The organism is Parasphingorhabdus sp. (assembly GCF_041748495.1).
Classification (GTDB): Bacteria; Pseudomonadota; Alphaproteobacteria; order Sphingomonadales; family Sphingomonadaceae; genus Parasphingorhabdus.
Genome location: NZ_JBGTDD010000050.1, coordinates 1 through 14,860 on the forward strand (window position 1 = coordinate 1; position 14,860 = coordinate 14,860).

At 58.9% G+C, this 14,860-nt stretch carries 14 protein-coding genes; 8 read left to right on the plus strand and 6 right to left on the minus strand.

Features of this window, described 5'->3' with window-relative positions; all coding sequences use genetic code 11:
• From ACEW8J_RS03825 to ACEW8J_RS03835, 3 genes are all read left to right on the plus strand, one after another.
• On the plus strand, positions 1-604 hold a 604-nt coding region (locus ACEW8J_RS03825; protein ID WP_373490311.1), incomplete at its 5' end, for an SDR family NAD(P)-dependent oxidoreductase.
• A 122-nt stretch (positions 605-726) separates the two neighbouring features.
• A complete protein-coding gene (locus tag ACEW8J_RS03830; RefSeq protein ID WP_335663841.1) occupies positions 727-1,185 on the plus strand; it encodes a MaoC family dehydratase in 459 nt (152 codons plus the stop codon).
• 207 nt (positions 1,186-1,392) lie between these two features.
• Positions 1,393-2,403 (plus strand): NAD(P)-dependent alcohol dehydrogenase, encoded by a 1,011-nt coding sequence (locus ACEW8J_RS03835; protein WP_373490312.1) that lies wholly within the window; start codon positions 1,393-1,395, stop codon positions 2,401-2,403.
• A gap of 21 nt (positions 2,404-2,424) precedes the next feature.
• Here the strand turns inward: ACEW8J_RS03835 and ACEW8J_RS03840 are convergent, their stop codons facing one another.
• Together ACEW8J_RS03840 and ACEW8J_RS03845 are read right to left on the minus strand one after the other, a co-directional pair.
• Positions 2,425-3,189 (minus strand): SDR family NAD(P)-dependent oxidoreductase, encoded by a 765-nt coding sequence (locus ACEW8J_RS03840; protein ID WP_373490313.1) that lies wholly within the window; start codon positions 3,187-3,189, stop codon positions 2,425-2,427.
• Between the two features lie 178 nt (positions 3,190-3,367).
• Complete coding sequence (locus ACEW8J_RS03845) at positions 3,368-5,599, minus strand: molybdopterin-dependent oxidoreductase (protein WP_373490314.1); 2,232 nt, start codon at positions 5,597-5,599, stop codon at positions 3,368-3,370.
• 148 nt (positions 5,600-5,747) lie between these two features.
• On the opposite strand from ACEW8J_RS03845, the gene ACEW8J_RS03850 reads away from it, so the two are divergent.
• The 5 genes from ACEW8J_RS03850 to ACEW8J_RS03870 all read left to right on the plus strand — a co-directional run bounded on the left by ACEW8J_RS03850 (position 5,748) and on the right by ACEW8J_RS03870 (position 10,692).
• Positions 5,748-6,962 carry an acyl-CoA dehydrogenase family protein gene (locus ACEW8J_RS03850; protein ID WP_373490315.1) on the plus strand — a complete coding sequence of 405 codons (1,215 nt, stop codon included), beginning with the start codon at positions 5,748-5,750 and terminating at the stop codon, positions 6,960-6,962.
• A gap of 123 nt (positions 6,963-7,085) precedes the next feature.
• Positions 7,086-8,210, plus strand: a complete 1,125-nt coding sequence (locus ACEW8J_RS03855; protein ID WP_373490316.1) for an acyl-CoA dehydrogenase family protein — start codon at positions 7,086-7,088, stop codon at positions 8,208-8,210.
• 127 nt (positions 8,211-8,337) lie between these two features.
• Complete coding sequence (locus ACEW8J_RS03860; protein ID WP_373490317.1) at positions 8,338-9,096, plus strand: crotonase/enoyl-CoA hydratase family protein; 759 nt, start codon at positions 8,338-8,340, stop codon at positions 9,094-9,096.
• An 8-nt stretch (positions 9,097-9,104) separates the two neighbouring features.
• On the plus strand, positions 9,105-10,082 hold the full coding sequence (locus ACEW8J_RS03865) for an alpha/beta fold hydrolase (RefSeq protein WP_373490318.1): 978 nt from the start codon (positions 9,105-9,107) through the stop codon (positions 10,080-10,082).
• Between the two features lie 151 nt (positions 10,083-10,233).
• Complete coding sequence (locus ACEW8J_RS03870; RefSeq protein ID WP_373490319.1) at positions 10,234-10,692, plus strand: RcnB family protein; 459 nt, start codon at positions 10,234-10,236, stop codon at positions 10,690-10,692.
• 78 nt (positions 10,693-10,770) lie between these two features.
• Here ACEW8J_RS03870 and ACEW8J_RS03875 read toward each other — a convergent pair whose 3' ends face one another.
• From ACEW8J_RS03875 to ACEW8J_RS03890, 4 genes are all read right to left on the minus strand, one after another.
• On the minus strand, positions 10,771-11,496 hold the full coding sequence (locus tag ACEW8J_RS03875) for a PspA/IM30 family protein (protein WP_373490320.1): 726 nt from the start codon (positions 11,494-11,496) through the stop codon (positions 10,771-10,773).
• A gap of 28 nt (positions 11,497-11,524) precedes the next feature.
• On the minus strand, positions 11,525-12,502 hold the full coding sequence (locus ACEW8J_RS03880) for an NAD(P)H-dependent flavin oxidoreductase (protein ID WP_373490321.1): 978 nt from the start codon (positions 12,500-12,502) through the stop codon (positions 11,525-11,527).
• 70 nt (positions 12,503-12,572) lie between these two features.
• Positions 12,573-13,616 carry an acyl-CoA dehydrogenase family protein gene (locus ACEW8J_RS03885; protein WP_373490322.1) on the minus strand — a complete coding sequence of 348 codons (1,044 nt, stop codon included), beginning with the start codon at positions 13,614-13,616 and terminating at the stop codon, positions 12,573-12,575.
• Positions 13,616-14,770, minus strand: a complete 1,155-nt coding sequence (locus ACEW8J_RS03890) for an acyl-CoA dehydrogenase family protein (RefSeq protein WP_373490323.1) — start codon at positions 14,768-14,770, stop codon at positions 13,616-13,618. Before ACEW8J_RS03890 ends, ACEW8J_RS03885 begins: the two co-directional genes overlap by 1 nt.
• Positions 14,771-14,860: the final 90 nt, after the last annotated feature.

The window sequence follows — 14,860 nt, forward strand, 5'->3', positions numbered from 1 at the left end:
GCTGCGCGACAAGAGTTTTCACAAAATGACGATGGAAGATTTCCAGTTTGTCATGGATGTCCATCTGACCGGCAGCGCCAATTGCACCAAGGCGGTCTGGGATCATATGCGCGAGCGGCAATATGGCCGGATCGTGATGACCACGTCCTCCACGGGCCTGTACGGCAATTTCGGCCAGGTCAATTATGGCGCGGCTAAAATGGCTGTGGTGGGCATGATGAACAGCCTGCATCAGGAAGGTGCCGGCAAGGGCATTCACACCAATTGCATCTCGCCCGTGGCGGCGACGCGGATGACCGAAGATATCATGCCGGAAGCAGCCCTGAAGGCTCTGGTGCCGGAAGCCGTAACCCCGGCTGTTGTCTATCTGTGCAGCGATGGCGCACCATCGAAAACGATCCTGACGGCAGGGGCCGGCGGCTATGCAGCGGCGAAAATTTTCGAGACAGAGGGCGTCTGGTTGCCGGTCGAGAAGCGCAGCGCCGAATCGATTGCCGAAAATATCGACCAGATTCTCGACGAAACCGGCATGCAGGAATATGCCAATGGCGGCGGTCAGGGCGGAAAATTCTTCCGCCGGATGCAGGAAGTCATGAAGGGCTGAGCAAGAGCGGAGCATTGAATTTCCGTTAGCCCTGGGCCTGTCGTAGGGCGCCCCCAGACGGGAGACGTGGTTCGACGAGCTCACCACTAACGGAAATTCCCAAGCAATTTAGGAGAAGAAATATGCCAGTAATCAAACCAAGCGAACTCGAAAGCTGGAAGGGCAAGGAGGTCGGCGTGTCCGACTGGGTTGAAGTCGGTCAGGACCGGATCAACAAATTTGCCGATTGCACCGAGGATCATCAGTTCATCCATATCGACGAGGAAAAAGCCAAGGCGACACCCTTTGGCGGCACGATCGCTCATGGTCTGCTCACGCTCTCGTTGCTGCCGAAGCTTTCCTATGGCACCACATTGGGTCTCGAAGGCACGGTGATGGGGATCAACTACGGCTTCGACAAGGTCCGCTTCCTCAACCCGGTGCGCGCCGGATCGAAGGTGCGCGGACGTCATACATTGGTCGATGCGGTCGAGAAACAGCCGGGCCGCTGGCTGCTGACCTATAATGTTGTGGTCGAGATTGACGGCATCGAAACGCCGGCGCTGATCGCGACCTCGCTGGTGATGATCGTGGTTGGCTAGGCCCACAGTCTCATATTCTGAACAAAGGGCTCCGGATCATTTCCGGGGCCCTTTTTCTTTGCCGGCCCCGCTATCCCGAGAGCATTATATTGTGATCAGCAAGACAGGTGGACTGCATTGATATGACAGTGTTCGCCGCAGTGAAGATATGCGACCTTGGCAGTCAGAAGATGATATCATCCACCGCGAGCCATGGAGAGACCCGTTATGCGAATTGTAAACGCTTTTGCCGCCAAAGAAGCCGGCGGCGCATTGGCCCCGTTTGAATATGAACTCGGGCCGCTGCAATCCAATGATATAGACATTCAGGTCGAACATTGCGGGCTTTGCCATACCGACGTCAGCTTGCGCGACAATGCATGGGGCATCACCGAATTCCCCTTTGTCGGCGGGCACGAAGCCATCGGGACCGTGATCGAGATCGGTTCGGAAGTGACCCATGTCAAAATTGGTGATCGCGTCGGTCTGGGCGGCCATTCCTATTATTGCATGACCTGCCGGCAATGTCTGGATGGTGACCATAATCTCTGCGAATCCCGGCAATCCACTGTTTCGGCAGGCCGTCATGGTGCTTTTGCCGATATCGTGCGCGCATCGGGGGTGAGCGTCATCAAGCTGCCGGACGATCTCGCTTCGCGGGACGCTGGCCCGCTATTCTGTGCGGGCATCACCGTCTTCAATCCATTTGTGAAATTTGACATCAAGCCGACCGCGCGGATCGCCGTTCTGGGCATCGGCGGGCTCGGGCATCTGGCGTTGCAATTTGGCAAAGCCTGGGGCTGCCATGTCACCGCCCTGACCTCGAGCGGTTCAAAAAATGACGAAGCCATCGCTCTGGGCGCGCATGCGGTGATCAATTCGCGCGATCCCGATGCCCTCGCTGCCGCAGCCGGAAGCTTCGACGTGATATTGAGCACGGTGGATGTGGCGCTGGACTGGAATCTGATCATTGCGATGCTGAAACCCAAAGGCCGGTTGCATTTTCTAGGGGTGCAGGCGGTGCCCGCAGAACTGCAGCTGATGCCGCTGATGTTTTCGCAATTGTCGCTGTCTTCCTCGCTGGTCGGCAGTCCGCACAGCATTGCCGATATGCTGGAATTTTGCGCGCGTCATGACATCAAGGTGGTCACCGAGCATTTTCCGTTCGATCAGATCAACGAGGCACTGGCGCATCTGGAGAGCGGCGATGCGCGCTATCGGATCGTGCTCGATCAGTGATGCCGGCTGCCGCCTGCAGGATCAAGGCTTTCCTGCCAGTCTGATACATTGTCCGGTCATCCAGGCCGAGGCCGGGGCGCACAGATAGAGAGTCAGCGCGCCGATGTCCGTGGGCGTTCCCAGCCGCCCAGCGGGCAGGCCAAGCTTGTCCTCGAAGCCGATGAAATCCTCGTCGCTCATGCTCAGCGCCTGCTTGACCGTCTCGGTCGGAACAAAGCCCGGCAGGATCGCGTTGACCCGGGTCTTGGGACCGAGTTCATAGGCAAGCGTTTTGGTAAGCATCAGCACTCCCGCCTTGGCAGCGCTGTAATGGCCGCTGCCGGGGAACGGTTCCTCCGCCGCCAAAGACGAGGTGTTGACGATGCGGCTGCCTTCGCCGAAATGCTTGCAGGCGGCGCGGACGCCGTGGAAGACCGAGGTCAGGTTGGTCGCAAGCGTCTTGTCCCACTCCGCCTGGTCCAGTTCGGTCAGCGGTGCCGAGACCAGCGAGCCGCCGGCATTGTTGACCCAGATATCGAGCCTGCCAAATTCGTCGACCGCGCGCTGGGCTAGCGCATCCATATCCTCGGCGCTGGTGACATCGGCGGCGTGGGCGATCGCCCGGCCGCTGCTGTTGCTGGCGTTGATCTCGTCGGCGACACGGCTGATCTGGTCGATGCTGCGCGAGGCGCAGACGACATTGCAGCCGGCATCGGCGAGTATCCTGGCCATGCCTTCGCCGATCCCGCGGCCAGCGCCGGTGATGACGGCGACATCGCCAGTAAGGTCGAACAGCGGATTGGTCATGGCTTTTTCTCCGGTTTTTTTTCTCTCCCATAGGGAGAGGCAAGTGAAACTTGCCAGCTTGTCTGGCTTGTGGAACTCGGTGAGGGGTTTTTACCCTTGAGGGGTCAACCCCTCACCGACTACGACTAAGCCCGGTGGCTAAGTCTTCGTTGCCTCTCCCATAGGGAGAGGGTGAAATCTACTCCGCCGCCTCCAGCACGGCTGACTGATTCGCGCGCACCCGAATGGGAATCGCACTCATCAGCGGGATGCCGGTGCGCTTGTCGAAGTCGCGGTCGTTGTAGGACAGCCTTCCGGTGTTGCCGCCTTCTCCCAATGGGTCTTCTTTCTCGTCCGGATTGGTGCCCCAGCTGTGCGGGGTCGAGACACAGCCGGCGCGCACGGTCGCGTCCGCCTTGGCAACGCAGCTGATGAAGGCGCGGGCCGATTCAAGCTCGACCGGCTGGTCCTCGGTGAGGCCGAGCGCTTCCATATCGACCGGGTTCATGAAGGCGGGATGGTGCGGCACGCGCTTGCGCTGAACCGGATCCTCGTGCCAATTGCTGTTGTGGATCTCGGTCATCCGCCGCCCGATCATCCGGAACGGGAAGCCATCATCCTCCACCGGTTTTCCAAGCTTGGCCGCATATGCCTCCAATTCTTCCATCATCGCGGCATTGCCGACCGACAGCTTGCCTTCCCAGCCCACCGGCTTCGGCTGTACGAACAGGGCCTGCGCTTCGACGATCTTGCCCTTCTGCACCTCTTCATCTTCATATAGTTGGGCGATGTCTGCCGGGCAGCCGTTCATCGAAGCGCTCCAGGCGCTGATCGGATCGGGGGTCTCGCCGGGCGGTATCAACGTGGCCTTTTCCTCCCGCTCGTCGGGATGGGCGAGCAGCGCCCAGGATTTGACCTTGATCGTCTTGTCCATCTCCGACGCAAGCGCGTGGATGAACTGATATTCCTCGCACAGATCCGAACCCTCCGGCACTTCCATGATCGGGAGGCTGGCCTGGGCATAATTATTCTCGAAACCCCAGCCTGCACCAAAGCCTCCATAGACTTCCGGTGCCGCCGTATTGCCGTGCACTTCATAATGCAGCTTGGGCGCGATCACATAATCGGCCAGCTCGGCGGTCTTCGACATGCGCGGATCGATGCAGACGAGCAGATCGAGTGATTTCATCGCCTCGAACGTCTTCAACTGGTCGGGCCAGGCGAGCATCGGATTGCCGCCGAGACAGATCAGCGCCTTCACCTGCTTGTCGCCCGGCGTCAATATCTCGTCGGGCAGGGCGGCGGTCGGCATGCCGGAAATGCTCTGCTCGAGATCGCGGCTGTGCAATTTGCGGCCGAAGCCCCAGGCGGCAATCGGCCCGGGTGTCGCCGCAATCGGTGGGGCGGGCTTGGTGAAGACGCCCGTCCGGCGGTTGAGATCGCCTTCGCGCAGCCAGTGGCCCATGATCGAGGTCAGGGCGAGGTTGAGATATTCGGTGATATTGCCGCCACCCGACATATTGGTGCCGGTGCCACCGCTGATGCTGGCCTTTTTCCAGCTGCCATACATGCGTGCCGCGCGGACGATATCCTCTGCCGCGACGCCGGCGCGGTCGGCCGCCGGACCCGCGTCAAACGGCTGCACCGCTTTCTTGAGTGCTTCGAAACCGTCGACATCACCAGCGACAAAATCCTTGTCGTAGAGTTTTTCGTTGATGACGATTTTTGCGATTGCACCGAGCAGGATCGGGTCCTGGCCGGGGCGGCATTGCAGGTGAATATCGGCTTGGCGGGCGCTGTCGGTTACCCGCGGGTCGATCACGATCAGCTGCATGCCGCGCTTCTTGGCGTCATGGAGTTTTTTCGCCGGGTTCATGCCGAGGCCGCCGTTCATCGACACCACCGGATTGGTGCCGATCAGCATCAGCCCGTCCCAGTCGCCGACCCGCGGCGCACCGGCGAGCCACGGACCGATCAGGGCGCGGGCAATGCCCTTGCCCGGCTGGTCGATGGTGACGCTGTCATAAACTGATGTTGACCCGATTGCGTCCATCAGCGCCAGCATGAAGGCGTGGGCATTGACATTATTATAGCCAAACGTGCCGACATAGGAGGCGACCGCATCGGGGCCATGCTCATCGATGATCCGCTCCAGGCGTCTGGCGATGTCGCGTGCGGCATCGCGCCAGGACACCGGCTGTTTCTCACCCTGTTTCATGCCGCTGTAGCTGGTCAGCAGCCGTGTATCGAAGCTGTGATAATTGGCGAGCTGCCGTCCCTTGATGCAGCTATAGCCTTCGAATTCGGGATTATCCTTGTCGCCGTGGGTCTTGACCGGGACGCCGTCCTCGAAATCGACAATCAGGCCGCAATGGGCGTGACAGGCCCGGCACATGACATGTTTTTGCCCGCTAAAATTCCGATCGATCATATTTCTCTCCCCAGGGTCAATTTTGCAGGTCCCGGCCATTGCTTTATGCAATTTAATCGTTCAATTAACCCACTATTGATTCAAGCAATATCGCAGCCAGCGGGACCGTGCCACTGGCCCTATTGATAAGATTTCTGGAGCAAGACCTATGGCCGACAAACCGAGTGCAACCGAACTCAAGGACTATGCCGAGCAGGCGGATGCCTGGTTCAAGGAGAATACCGTCCGCGATCCCGGCTTCATGCTGCCGCTGACCTTCATGGAAGTCTCGACCGACCAGCAGTTCGATTTTCTGCGCGACTGGCAGCGCAAGGTTTATGAAGCCGGCTATCTCGGCGCCAGCTGGCCAAAGGAATATGGCGGCGGCGGCCTGCACAGCGAATATCAGCGCGCGGCTACCCGGGCGATGAAGAAATATGACGCGCCGATCATGCTCAATGCAATTGGCAATGGCTGGGCCGGGCCGCTGATTCTGGATCTCGGTAGCGAGGAACAGAAGCAGAAATATATCAAGCCGATGCTCAGCGCCGAAGATATCTGGTGCCAGGGCTTTTCCGAACCGGAAAATGGATCGGATCTCGGCAATGCGCAGCTGAAGGCCGTGAAGGACGGCGACGAATATGTCCTCAACGGCTCCAAGATATGGACCTCGCTGGGCGATCGCGCCAAATATATGATCCTGCTGGCACGGACCGATTTCGATGCACCCAATAAATATGCCGGTCTCAGCTTCTTCCTCAATCCGATGAAGATCGACGGCATCACCACCAGCCGGATCAAGAAACTGACCGGCGAATATGGCTTCGTCCAGACTTTCTTCACCGATGCCCGCATTTCCGCCGACTGCCTGTTCGGGGGCGAAGGCAATGGCTGGTCGATGGCGATGAAGACGCTGGAATATGAACGCGGTGCCAAGGTCAAGCCGGTCGGCGGCTTTTTCGTCAAGGAACTCGACGTGATGGAAATCGTCGAGCTGGCGAAAAACTCGGTCCGCAATGGCAAACCGCTGCTCGACGACCCGGTGATGCGCGACAAGATGACGCAATATATGATCGACATCCAGGCGCTCAATCTCAACAACACCCGTCGCCGGATGCCGCAGCTGATGCAGGACCGGCCGATGGGCCTGCCGCTGATGAACAAGCTGGCGCGAACCGAACTGATCCGCGAACTGACCGAATTCTCGCTGGCCTTCCAGGGCACCAAGGCGGGCTATTATGTTGGGGACGAAAATGCGGTCGATGATGGCTATTGGCATCGCAGCTATCTCAACAGCTTCTCGGCGACGATTGGCGGCGGCACCTCCGAAATTCAGCGCAATATCGTTGCGGAGCACGCACTGGGATTGCCGAAAACAAGATAGAATAATGATCAGGCTGGCCGTTAGCCCTGAGCTTGTCGAAGGGTGCTTCTCGGCCGAGAGGCTGGGTTCGACAGGCTCACCACTAACGGGTTTAAGCCGACAGTTTTGCAATTGAGGGAATATATGGATAATCTAGGCACAATCGGGACGACCGAAGAGCAGATCGAACTGATGGACGTGGCGACGAACTTCTGTCGCGACAAAAGTCCGATCGACAAGGTACGCGGACTGATCGACGACGATCTTGGCTATGATCCGGGCATCTGGAAAGAGATCGGCGAGCTCGGCTGGCTGGCGATCGCGATACCGGAAGCGCATGACGGTGTCGGCCTGTCGATGGCCGAAGTCGTGCCGATTGCCGAGCAGATGGGCCGCAATCTGATGAGCACACCGTTCGGATCGACCACGCTGGCGGCGCAGGCGCTGCTCGCCGGTGGCAGCGAAGCGCAGCAGGCTCAATGGCTACCACAAATTGCCGGGGGTACAGCGGCGACGCTCGCGCTGCGCGAAGCCAATGGCGACTGGGATCTGGCCAATGTCGAGGCCACGGCGACCGAGAGCAACGGCATGGTGACACTGTCTGGCAAGAAACAGCTGGTGCTCTGGGCCGACAGCGCCGAGCTGATCATCGCTTCGGTGAAGATGGACGGGGCGGTCCGCTTTGCCCTGATCGAGCGTTCGCAACTCGGGGACGGTGCTTTGCGCCGCGAAACGGTGATAGACGAAACCGCGCGCAGCTATGAAGTCAGTCTCGACGGTGTGACCCTGTCGGCCGACGCGCTGTTCGATGCATCGCGGACCCGTGAAACACTGGAGAAGATCGAGCTGGCTGCAGGTCTTATCCACGCCGCCGAAATGACCGGCGGCGCGCAGGCGGTGATCGATTATACGCTCGAATATCTCAAGACGCGCAAGCAGTTCGGCAAGATTATCGGCAGCTATCAGGCGCTGAAGCATCCGACCGTCAACAATTATGTCGAATATGAAAAGGCCCGCACGCATCTCTATAGCGCGGCGCATAGCTGGGGCGAACAGGGTCGCGGCGAGGTGGCCGTACGGATGGCGGCGGCCCAGTCGCATTCCAGTTATTCTACCGCGGCGGACCGGGCGATTCAATTCCACGGCGGCTTTGGCTTTACTCATGATTGCGACGCACAATTGCACCGGCGGAAGGCGATTTTGGCAGGTGCCCTGATTGGTGATGCGGCCTACCAAAGGTCGAAGCTGGCAGGATTGCTGTTTGATTAAGGATTGAGTGAACGGTGCTCCTGCGGAGGCAGGAGCCCATCTCTTGCCATTGCAGATCTACGCAATTTCAGGAGATGGACCCCGGCCTTCGCCGGGGCACAAATTTAAGAAAAAATGGAGAAAGAAAATGTCTGAAGTACTTACCGAAATTCGCGATGGTTTTATCATCGTCACCATCAATCGGCCCGACGCCAAAAATGCGATGACCAAGGCGGCAGCGGAAGGTATTCGCGCGGCGATGGAGCAGCTTGACAATGACGACAGTCTCAATGCCGGGATCATCACCGGTGCAGGCGGGACCTTCTGTTCCGGCATGGATCTGAAGGGTTTTTTGCGCGGCGAGACTCCGTCGGTAAAAGGCTATGGCTTTGGCGGTATTACCGAAAAGGGTCCGGAAAAGCCACTGATCGCCGCGGTCGAAGGCTATGCCCTGGCTGGCGGTCTGGAACTGGCCTTGGCGTGCGATTTGTGCGTCGCCAATGTCAACGCCAAATTCGGAATTCCTGAAGCCAAGCGCAGCTTGGTGGCCGCCGCTGGCGGCGTGATCAAGCTGCAGCAGCTGGTCGGCAAGCGGATTGCCATGGAATGGGCCCTGACCGGCGATTTCTTTTCCGCCCAGCGCGCCTATGAAGTGGGTTTTGTCAATCGACTTACCGAAGGTGCAGCTCTGGATGCGGCGATCGAACTGGCGACCACGATCGCGGCCAACGGCCCGCTGGCGCTCAAGGCGACCAAGAAAATCATCAACGAAAGCTATGACTGGACTAGCGAAGAAGCCTGGAAAAAGCAGGCGGAAATCACCGGGCCGGTCTTCACCTCTCAGGACGCGCAGGAAGGCTCGATCGCCTTTGCCGAGAAGCGCAAGCCGAACTGGCAGGGGAAATAATCTCGTCCATGAGTGATAGCAAGAAAACGGCCAGCCCGGATATCGTCGATATCTGGGCTGGCGATCAGGATCTGCCGGCATGGTTTGCCGAGGCGATGGCGATGCCGCGCGAAGAGGCCTTTGTCGAGGTCGGCGGCGCCAGGGTTCATTATTTCCGCTGGGGTACACGCGGCAAGCCGCCTTTGCTGATGACACACGGCTTTCTGGCCCACGCGCGCTGCTTCGCCTTTATCGCTCCCTTTATGGCCGCCGACCATGACATCATCGCTTATGATCTGGCTGGCATGGGCGAGAGCGAAATGATCGCCGATTGCGATGGCGACAAGCGGGCCGGCGATATGGTTGCCTTAGCCGAGGCGCTGGACCTGTTCTCCGGTGCGGTGAAACCAAGGATCATTGCCCATAGTTTTGGTTCCGGTGTGGCCCTGAGCGCGATGGAGATGGCGGGAGAGCGCTTTGGCGGGCTGATCATCTGTGATCTGATGGTCATGCGACCGGAAAGGCTGGCGGCGCATTTTGAAAATGGTGGCGGACCGCCGGGTTCCGGTCGGTCGGATCGGGCCAATAAAGTCTATCCCGACTATGAATCGGCCCATGCCCGCTTTGTGCTGTCGCCGCCGCAACCGGTGCAGCAGCCGTTCCTGTTTGAATATATGGCCTATCATTCGTTGCGTCGCGTCAATGATGGTGAACAACAGGGCTGGTCTTGGAAATTTGATCCGATGGTTTTCCATCGCAATGAAAATGACATGGTGAAATGGGGGCAAACGGCGCAACGCATCGTTGATCTGCCGCATCGGCTGGCGATCGTCTATGGCGAGAATAGCAAGCTCTTCGATGACGACAGTGCGGCCTATCTCCGCGAACTGGGCGGCAGCCATATTCCGATGATCGCTATTCCTGAAGCCGAGCATCATCTGATGCTGGATCAACCACTGGCGCTGGTGACGGCGCTGCGGGCGGTACTGGCTCTTTGGGGGGAATGATCAGCCGCTAGCTGATCGCCAGATGAACCAGATCCTGTTCCTGCGACACTCTAGTACAAAAAACCTCGAATCTGACAAACGCCTGCGACAGCTTCCCCCTATTTCTGTTTGTGACGCCGCAGTTGGCGCCAGATAGAAAAGGGAATTGAACATGAAAAAGTTTCTGATCGCTTTGGCAGTCACGACGATGGCGGTATCACCGATGGTTACCGCTCAGGCGCAGGCTGCCCAGCACAGGATGGTCGAGAAGAAAGTGAAAAATAACAACGGCAAGCGCGTGGTTCAAAAGACCGTGACGCAGCGGAACGGCCAGCGCACGGTTACGAAAACCACGATAAAGAAAAACAACCAGCGCGGCCGCTATAATGTCCAGCACAATCGCTACAATGGTCAGCGCTATAGCAATGTCTCGCAAAGACATTGGGCCAAGGGCCAGCGGTTTGACCGGCGCTATGCGAGCAATTATCAGGTGATCAACAATCCTCGCGCTTACCGGCTATCCAATGCGCCCCGCGGCCACCAGTGGGTGCGATCCGGCAATGATGCGGTGCTGATCGCGGTCACCAGCGGCATTATCGGAGCGGTCATCGGCAACGCGATCTATCGGTAAATCTAGCGCAAAAATTTGGCGCGAACGGCTCCTGGAACTCCGGTTTCGGGAGCCGTGACTCTACCAAATGAATATTGCCTATTTGGTTTTGCCGCCCTTGGACTTCATTGACTTCTTCAGGGCTGCCAGCCTTTCTGCAACTTCCGTATTTCGCTGTAACTTTGTAATTTCGGCTGCCTGTGTTGTGTTTCCCGTCACGCCGCCGACCATTTCCATGGTCCGACCAAATGTTGCTTCGGCACGTTCGATCTTCCGTTCGACGCTCGCGTCCAATTCGGTCTGTTCGTCGCTGGCGGCTTGGTTTTCGTTCATCATCTTTTCAAATGCCGCCAGTTCCGCCTGCAAGGTCGATTTGCGGGCAGCGAGATCTTCCAACAAGCGGTCCAAGCGGCTGACATCCGTCTTGGCGGATGCTTCCAGATTCTTGAAATGCTTGATCTTGGCTTCAAAATCGATCTGTTGCATGATCGCAGCTTCCGCCAGATCCTCGCGGCCCTTTTCCAGGGTAAAAATGATCTTACCACCCCATTCTTCCGCGCGTTTCGCCGATAGTTTCTGCTGGCCCGCAGCCTCACTCTGGCGATCCAACGCATCACCATGCTCTCGGCGAACCTTGTCCATAGCCCGGTCCACTTCGCGTATTGCTTCCCGCATCAGGCTGGTGCCGCTTGCCCGTTCTGCCTGATCGAGGGCGGTTTCTATTCCCGCCGAAACAACGCGTTTCGCGCGTATGTAGAATGGTTCTGCCATGTTTTGGATGCCCCGGGTCTGCTTGATGGGTGGAAGGTAGATGAAATTCGCCAATAGTCAATCTTCAGCCCGCATCGATATTTCAGCCAGCCATAAAGCCCTTGAGCCGCTGATTGATGATCTGGTCCGCCTCCACCATGATCCGGTCGATCAGTTCCTTGCAGGTCGGGATGTCGTTGATCAGGCCTGCAACCATGCCGCAGCTCCATGCGCCGGCATCCATCGTGCCTTCCAGCATGATCTTGGGATAGACGCCTGCGACCTGTTCGATGACGTCGGAAAATTGCAGGTCCGCGCCTTTTTCCTTTTCGATTTCCAGAAGCCGTTCGACCGCCGGGTTGGTCAGCACCCGTTCGGTATTGCGCAGCGGGCGCATGACCAGCCGGGTATCGAGTTCGCTGGCAGCGACAATCGCGTCCTTCACATTCTGATGCACCGGCGCTTCCTGGGTGGCGATGAAGCGGGTACCCATGTTCATGCCCTCGGCACCCATCGCCAGCGAGGCGACCAGGCTGCGGCCGTCGGCCTGACCGCCGGAGGATACGAAGGGAATATCCAGTTCGTCGGCGGCGCGGAGCAGCAGGATCATGTTCGGGATATCGTCTTCGCCGGGATGGCCACCGCATTCGAAGCCGTCGACCGATACTGCATCACAGCCGATGCTCTGGGCTTTCAGTGCGTGGCGGACGGCGGTGCATTTGTGGATCACCTTGATGCCGGCGTCGTGCAGCGCCGGCAGCACCTGCACCGGATTGTTGCCGGCGGTTTCGACGACCTTGACGCCGCCGTCGATGATCGCCTTGACCATGCCTTCATAGTCCGGGGAATTGACCACCGGCAGGAAGGTCAGGTTCACGCCGAACGGCTTGTCGGTCATATCGCGGCATTTGGCGATTTCATCGGCCAGGGCCGCAGCAGAAGGCTGGGTCAATGCGGTAATGATCCCAAGTCCGCCGGCGTTCGACACCGCAGCAGCCAGTTCGGCAAACCCGACATAATGCATGCCGCCCTGGATGATCGGATGCTCGATGCCGAAAAGCTCTGTGATGCGTGTTTTCATTGGGATATGCTCCTGTTCATGGAAGGATTGGAAGCTTGTTGCTCCATCCGGGAATCATTTAATCGCGCGATTAACTAGCAACCGATTTGTCACCCGTCCAGTCGCCTGTTGTCACGCCTTTCCAGATCTGGTCCGGCGTCGTCAGGGCAAGTTCTGCGCCCAGTTGTTTCGACCAGTGATGTTCGTTGCCGAGCGCGTCGCGCCAGGCCCAGAGCCGACGGGTATAATGGTGCAGATCATATTCCTGGGTATAGCCCATCGCGCCGTGGACCTGATGGAAAGGCACGGTGACGGTTTCCACGCTATGGCCGATCTGAACCTTGGCTATCACTGCCTCGTGCCATGCCTTTTCCGGATCATCGGCGTTACGGGCGAAGGCGCTGGCGGCCTGGGTCGCGGCCATGGTTGCGGCGGCGCATTCGGACGCAGCTAGCGCCAGCTGGTGCTGGATCGCCTGAAATTTGGACAGCGGACGACCGAATTGTTCGCGCTGCGAGACATATTCGATCGACAGGTTCAGGGCGGTTTCCATGGTGGCGGCCATTTGCACCGCGCGAACGGTCAGGATCAGCGCTTCGAAGGCGCGCCGGGATAGGTCGGTTTTTGCCGATTGCTCTGCCAGATGGCCTGAAAAGACAAATTGGGTCATGCCGTCGGGTGACAAAGCTTCTTCAGCCGAACGGACCGCTTCCCGATTGTCGAACAGGGCTATCTCGTGATGAGCGGCGTCGAACAGGACGATCTTGTCGGCGTGCATGCCAAAGGGAATGTCGGCACTCGGCGTATGGCCGCTGAGCGCGAAGCTGGCGCTGCCATCGGCGGGAGCGAGACCGGCCCGGTCGAGCATCCAGTTGGCGATCAGCGTCTCGGCGAAGGGCACCGGCGAAGCAGCCTGTGCCGAAGCCCAGATCGCGCCAAACACCTCGTCAAAATCGGCGCCAAAGCCGCCATTGGATTCGCTGACCCAGGCGAGCGGCAGGCCATTTTCGGTAAGCGCATCCCACAAGGCCTGCGGATATTCCCCCGCCTCGGCCCGGTGCGGCACTTCACGGCTGCAAAGGTCAGTGTAGATTTTCGTGGCCGTTTCGGCGACCATGCCTTCGGTGTTTATCATCAGCGTAGTCCCAACTGGCGGGCAATAATCCCGCGCATCACTTCCGTCGTGCCGCCGCGCAAGGTATTGGGTGGAGAGCGCAGCACCCCGATATTGAGTATTCGCCGCATCTCCGGACTCCAGTCTTCGGACGGCAGGTCGTTGAGCATCGCGCGCACCTGCTGGGTCAGATCATTTTCGAGCCGGTTGCCGAGATCCTTGACCAGCGCTGCCTCGGTTTCCGGCGACACGCCCTGGTTGAGCAGATTGGCGATCGCCCAGGACATCCCGCGAAGCGTCCGGAGATTGGCAATCAGCTTGCCCAACCGCGCCTGCGAATCCGATCCCATTTTGCCGCTGAGCTGCCACAATGCGGTTTCCAGCGTGATATAGCTGGACAGGAACCGTTCCGGCCCGGACCGTTCCATGGCCAATTCGCCGGTTACCTGCGCCCAGCCGCCGCCCTCGTCGCCGAGCAGGCAGTCGTCGGGGACGATCACATCCTCGAAATAGACTTCGTTGAAATGGGCGTCGCCCGACAGGTCGACGATCGGCTTGATGGTGACGCCGGGCAGGGTGAGGTCGATCATGATCTGTGACAGGCCGACATGGCGGTTGCGGCCATCGGCCGGCGAGGTCCGCAGCAAAGCCACCATATAATGCGAGATATGGGCACCGGAGGACCAGATTTTCTGGCCATTGATCTTCCAGCCGTCAGCGACTTTCTCCGCCTTGGTCTTGACATTGGCAAGATCCGATCCGGCGCCGGGTTCGCTGAGGCCGATGGCAAAATAGCATTCGCCGGCAGCGATGCGCGGCAGGATGTCCAGCTTCTGCTCCTCGGTGCCATGGGCCAGCAGCATCGGCGCGTGCTGGCGGTCGGCGATCCAGTGCGCGGCAACCGGAGCGCCCGCGCGCAACGTTTCCTCGGTCACGATATAGCGTTCGAGCGCGCCCTTGTCCTGACCGCCATATTGGCCGGGCCAGGTCAGCCCGATCCAGCCGCGCTTGCCCATCTTTTTCGAGAATTCGGGATCGGCGGAGGCCATCCAGCATTCCGGTTCGGGTTTGAAATTGCCCGCATCGCGTTCTTCCTTGAGAAATGCCTGCAATTCACCGCGCAACGCTTCGAGCGCCGGATCGGGATGGATGACGGGAAAGTTAAATCTTTGCATGGGCAATCCTTATCAAGTGGAACCCGTTGGTGCTGAGCTTGCGGAAGCCTCTTGGCAAGCGTCCTTCGACAGGCTCAGGAGGAACGGATG

What these genes read in the sequence shown, in the direction of transcription:
- ACEW8J_RS03830 (WP_335663841.1), top strand. Translation starts at nt 727, where the DNA reads ATGCCAGTAATCAAACCAAGCGAACTCGAAAGCTGGAAGGGCAAGGAG.
- ACEW8J_RS03835 (WP_373490312.1), top strand. Translation starts at nt 1,393, where the DNA reads ATGCGAATTGTAAACGCTTTTGCCGCCAAAGAAGCCGGCGGCGCATTG.
- ACEW8J_RS03840 (WP_373490313.1), bottom strand. Translation starts at nt 3,189, where the DNA reads ATGACCAATCCGCTGTTCGACCTTACTGGCGATGTCGCCGTCATCACC.
- ACEW8J_RS03845 (WP_373490314.1), bottom strand. Translation starts at nt 5,599, where the DNA reads ATGATCGATCGGAATTTTAGCGGGCAAAAACATGTCATGTGCCGGGCC.
- ACEW8J_RS03850 (WP_373490315.1), top strand. Translation starts at nt 5,748, where the DNA reads ATGGCCGACAAACCGAGTGCAACCGAACTCAAGGACTATGCCGAGCAG.
- ACEW8J_RS03855 (WP_373490316.1), top strand. Translation starts at nt 7,086, where the DNA reads ATGGATAATCTAGGCACAATCGGGACGACCGAAGAGCAGATCGAACTG.
- ACEW8J_RS03860 (WP_373490317.1), top strand. Translation starts at nt 8,338, where the DNA reads ATGTCTGAAGTACTTACCGAAATTCGCGATGGTTTTATCATCGTCACC.
- ACEW8J_RS03865 (WP_373490318.1), top strand. Translation starts at nt 9,105, where the DNA reads ATGAGTGATAGCAAGAAAACGGCCAGCCCGGATATCGTCGATATCTGG.
- ACEW8J_RS03870 (WP_373490319.1), top strand. Translation starts at nt 10,234, where the DNA reads ATGAAAAAGTTTCTGATCGCTTTGGCAGTCACGACGATGGCGGTATCA.
- ACEW8J_RS03880 (WP_373490321.1), bottom strand. Translation starts at nt 12,502, where the DNA reads ATGAAAACACGCATCACAGAGCTTTTCGGCATCGAGCATCCGATCATC.
- ACEW8J_RS03885 (WP_373490322.1), bottom strand. Translation starts at nt 13,616, where the DNA reads ATGATAAACACCGAAGGCATGGTCGCCGAAACGGCCACGAAAATCTAC.
- ACEW8J_RS03890 (WP_373490323.1), bottom strand. Translation starts at nt 14,770, where the DNA reads ATGCAAAGATTTAACTTTCCCGTCATCCATCCCGATCCGGCGCTCGAA.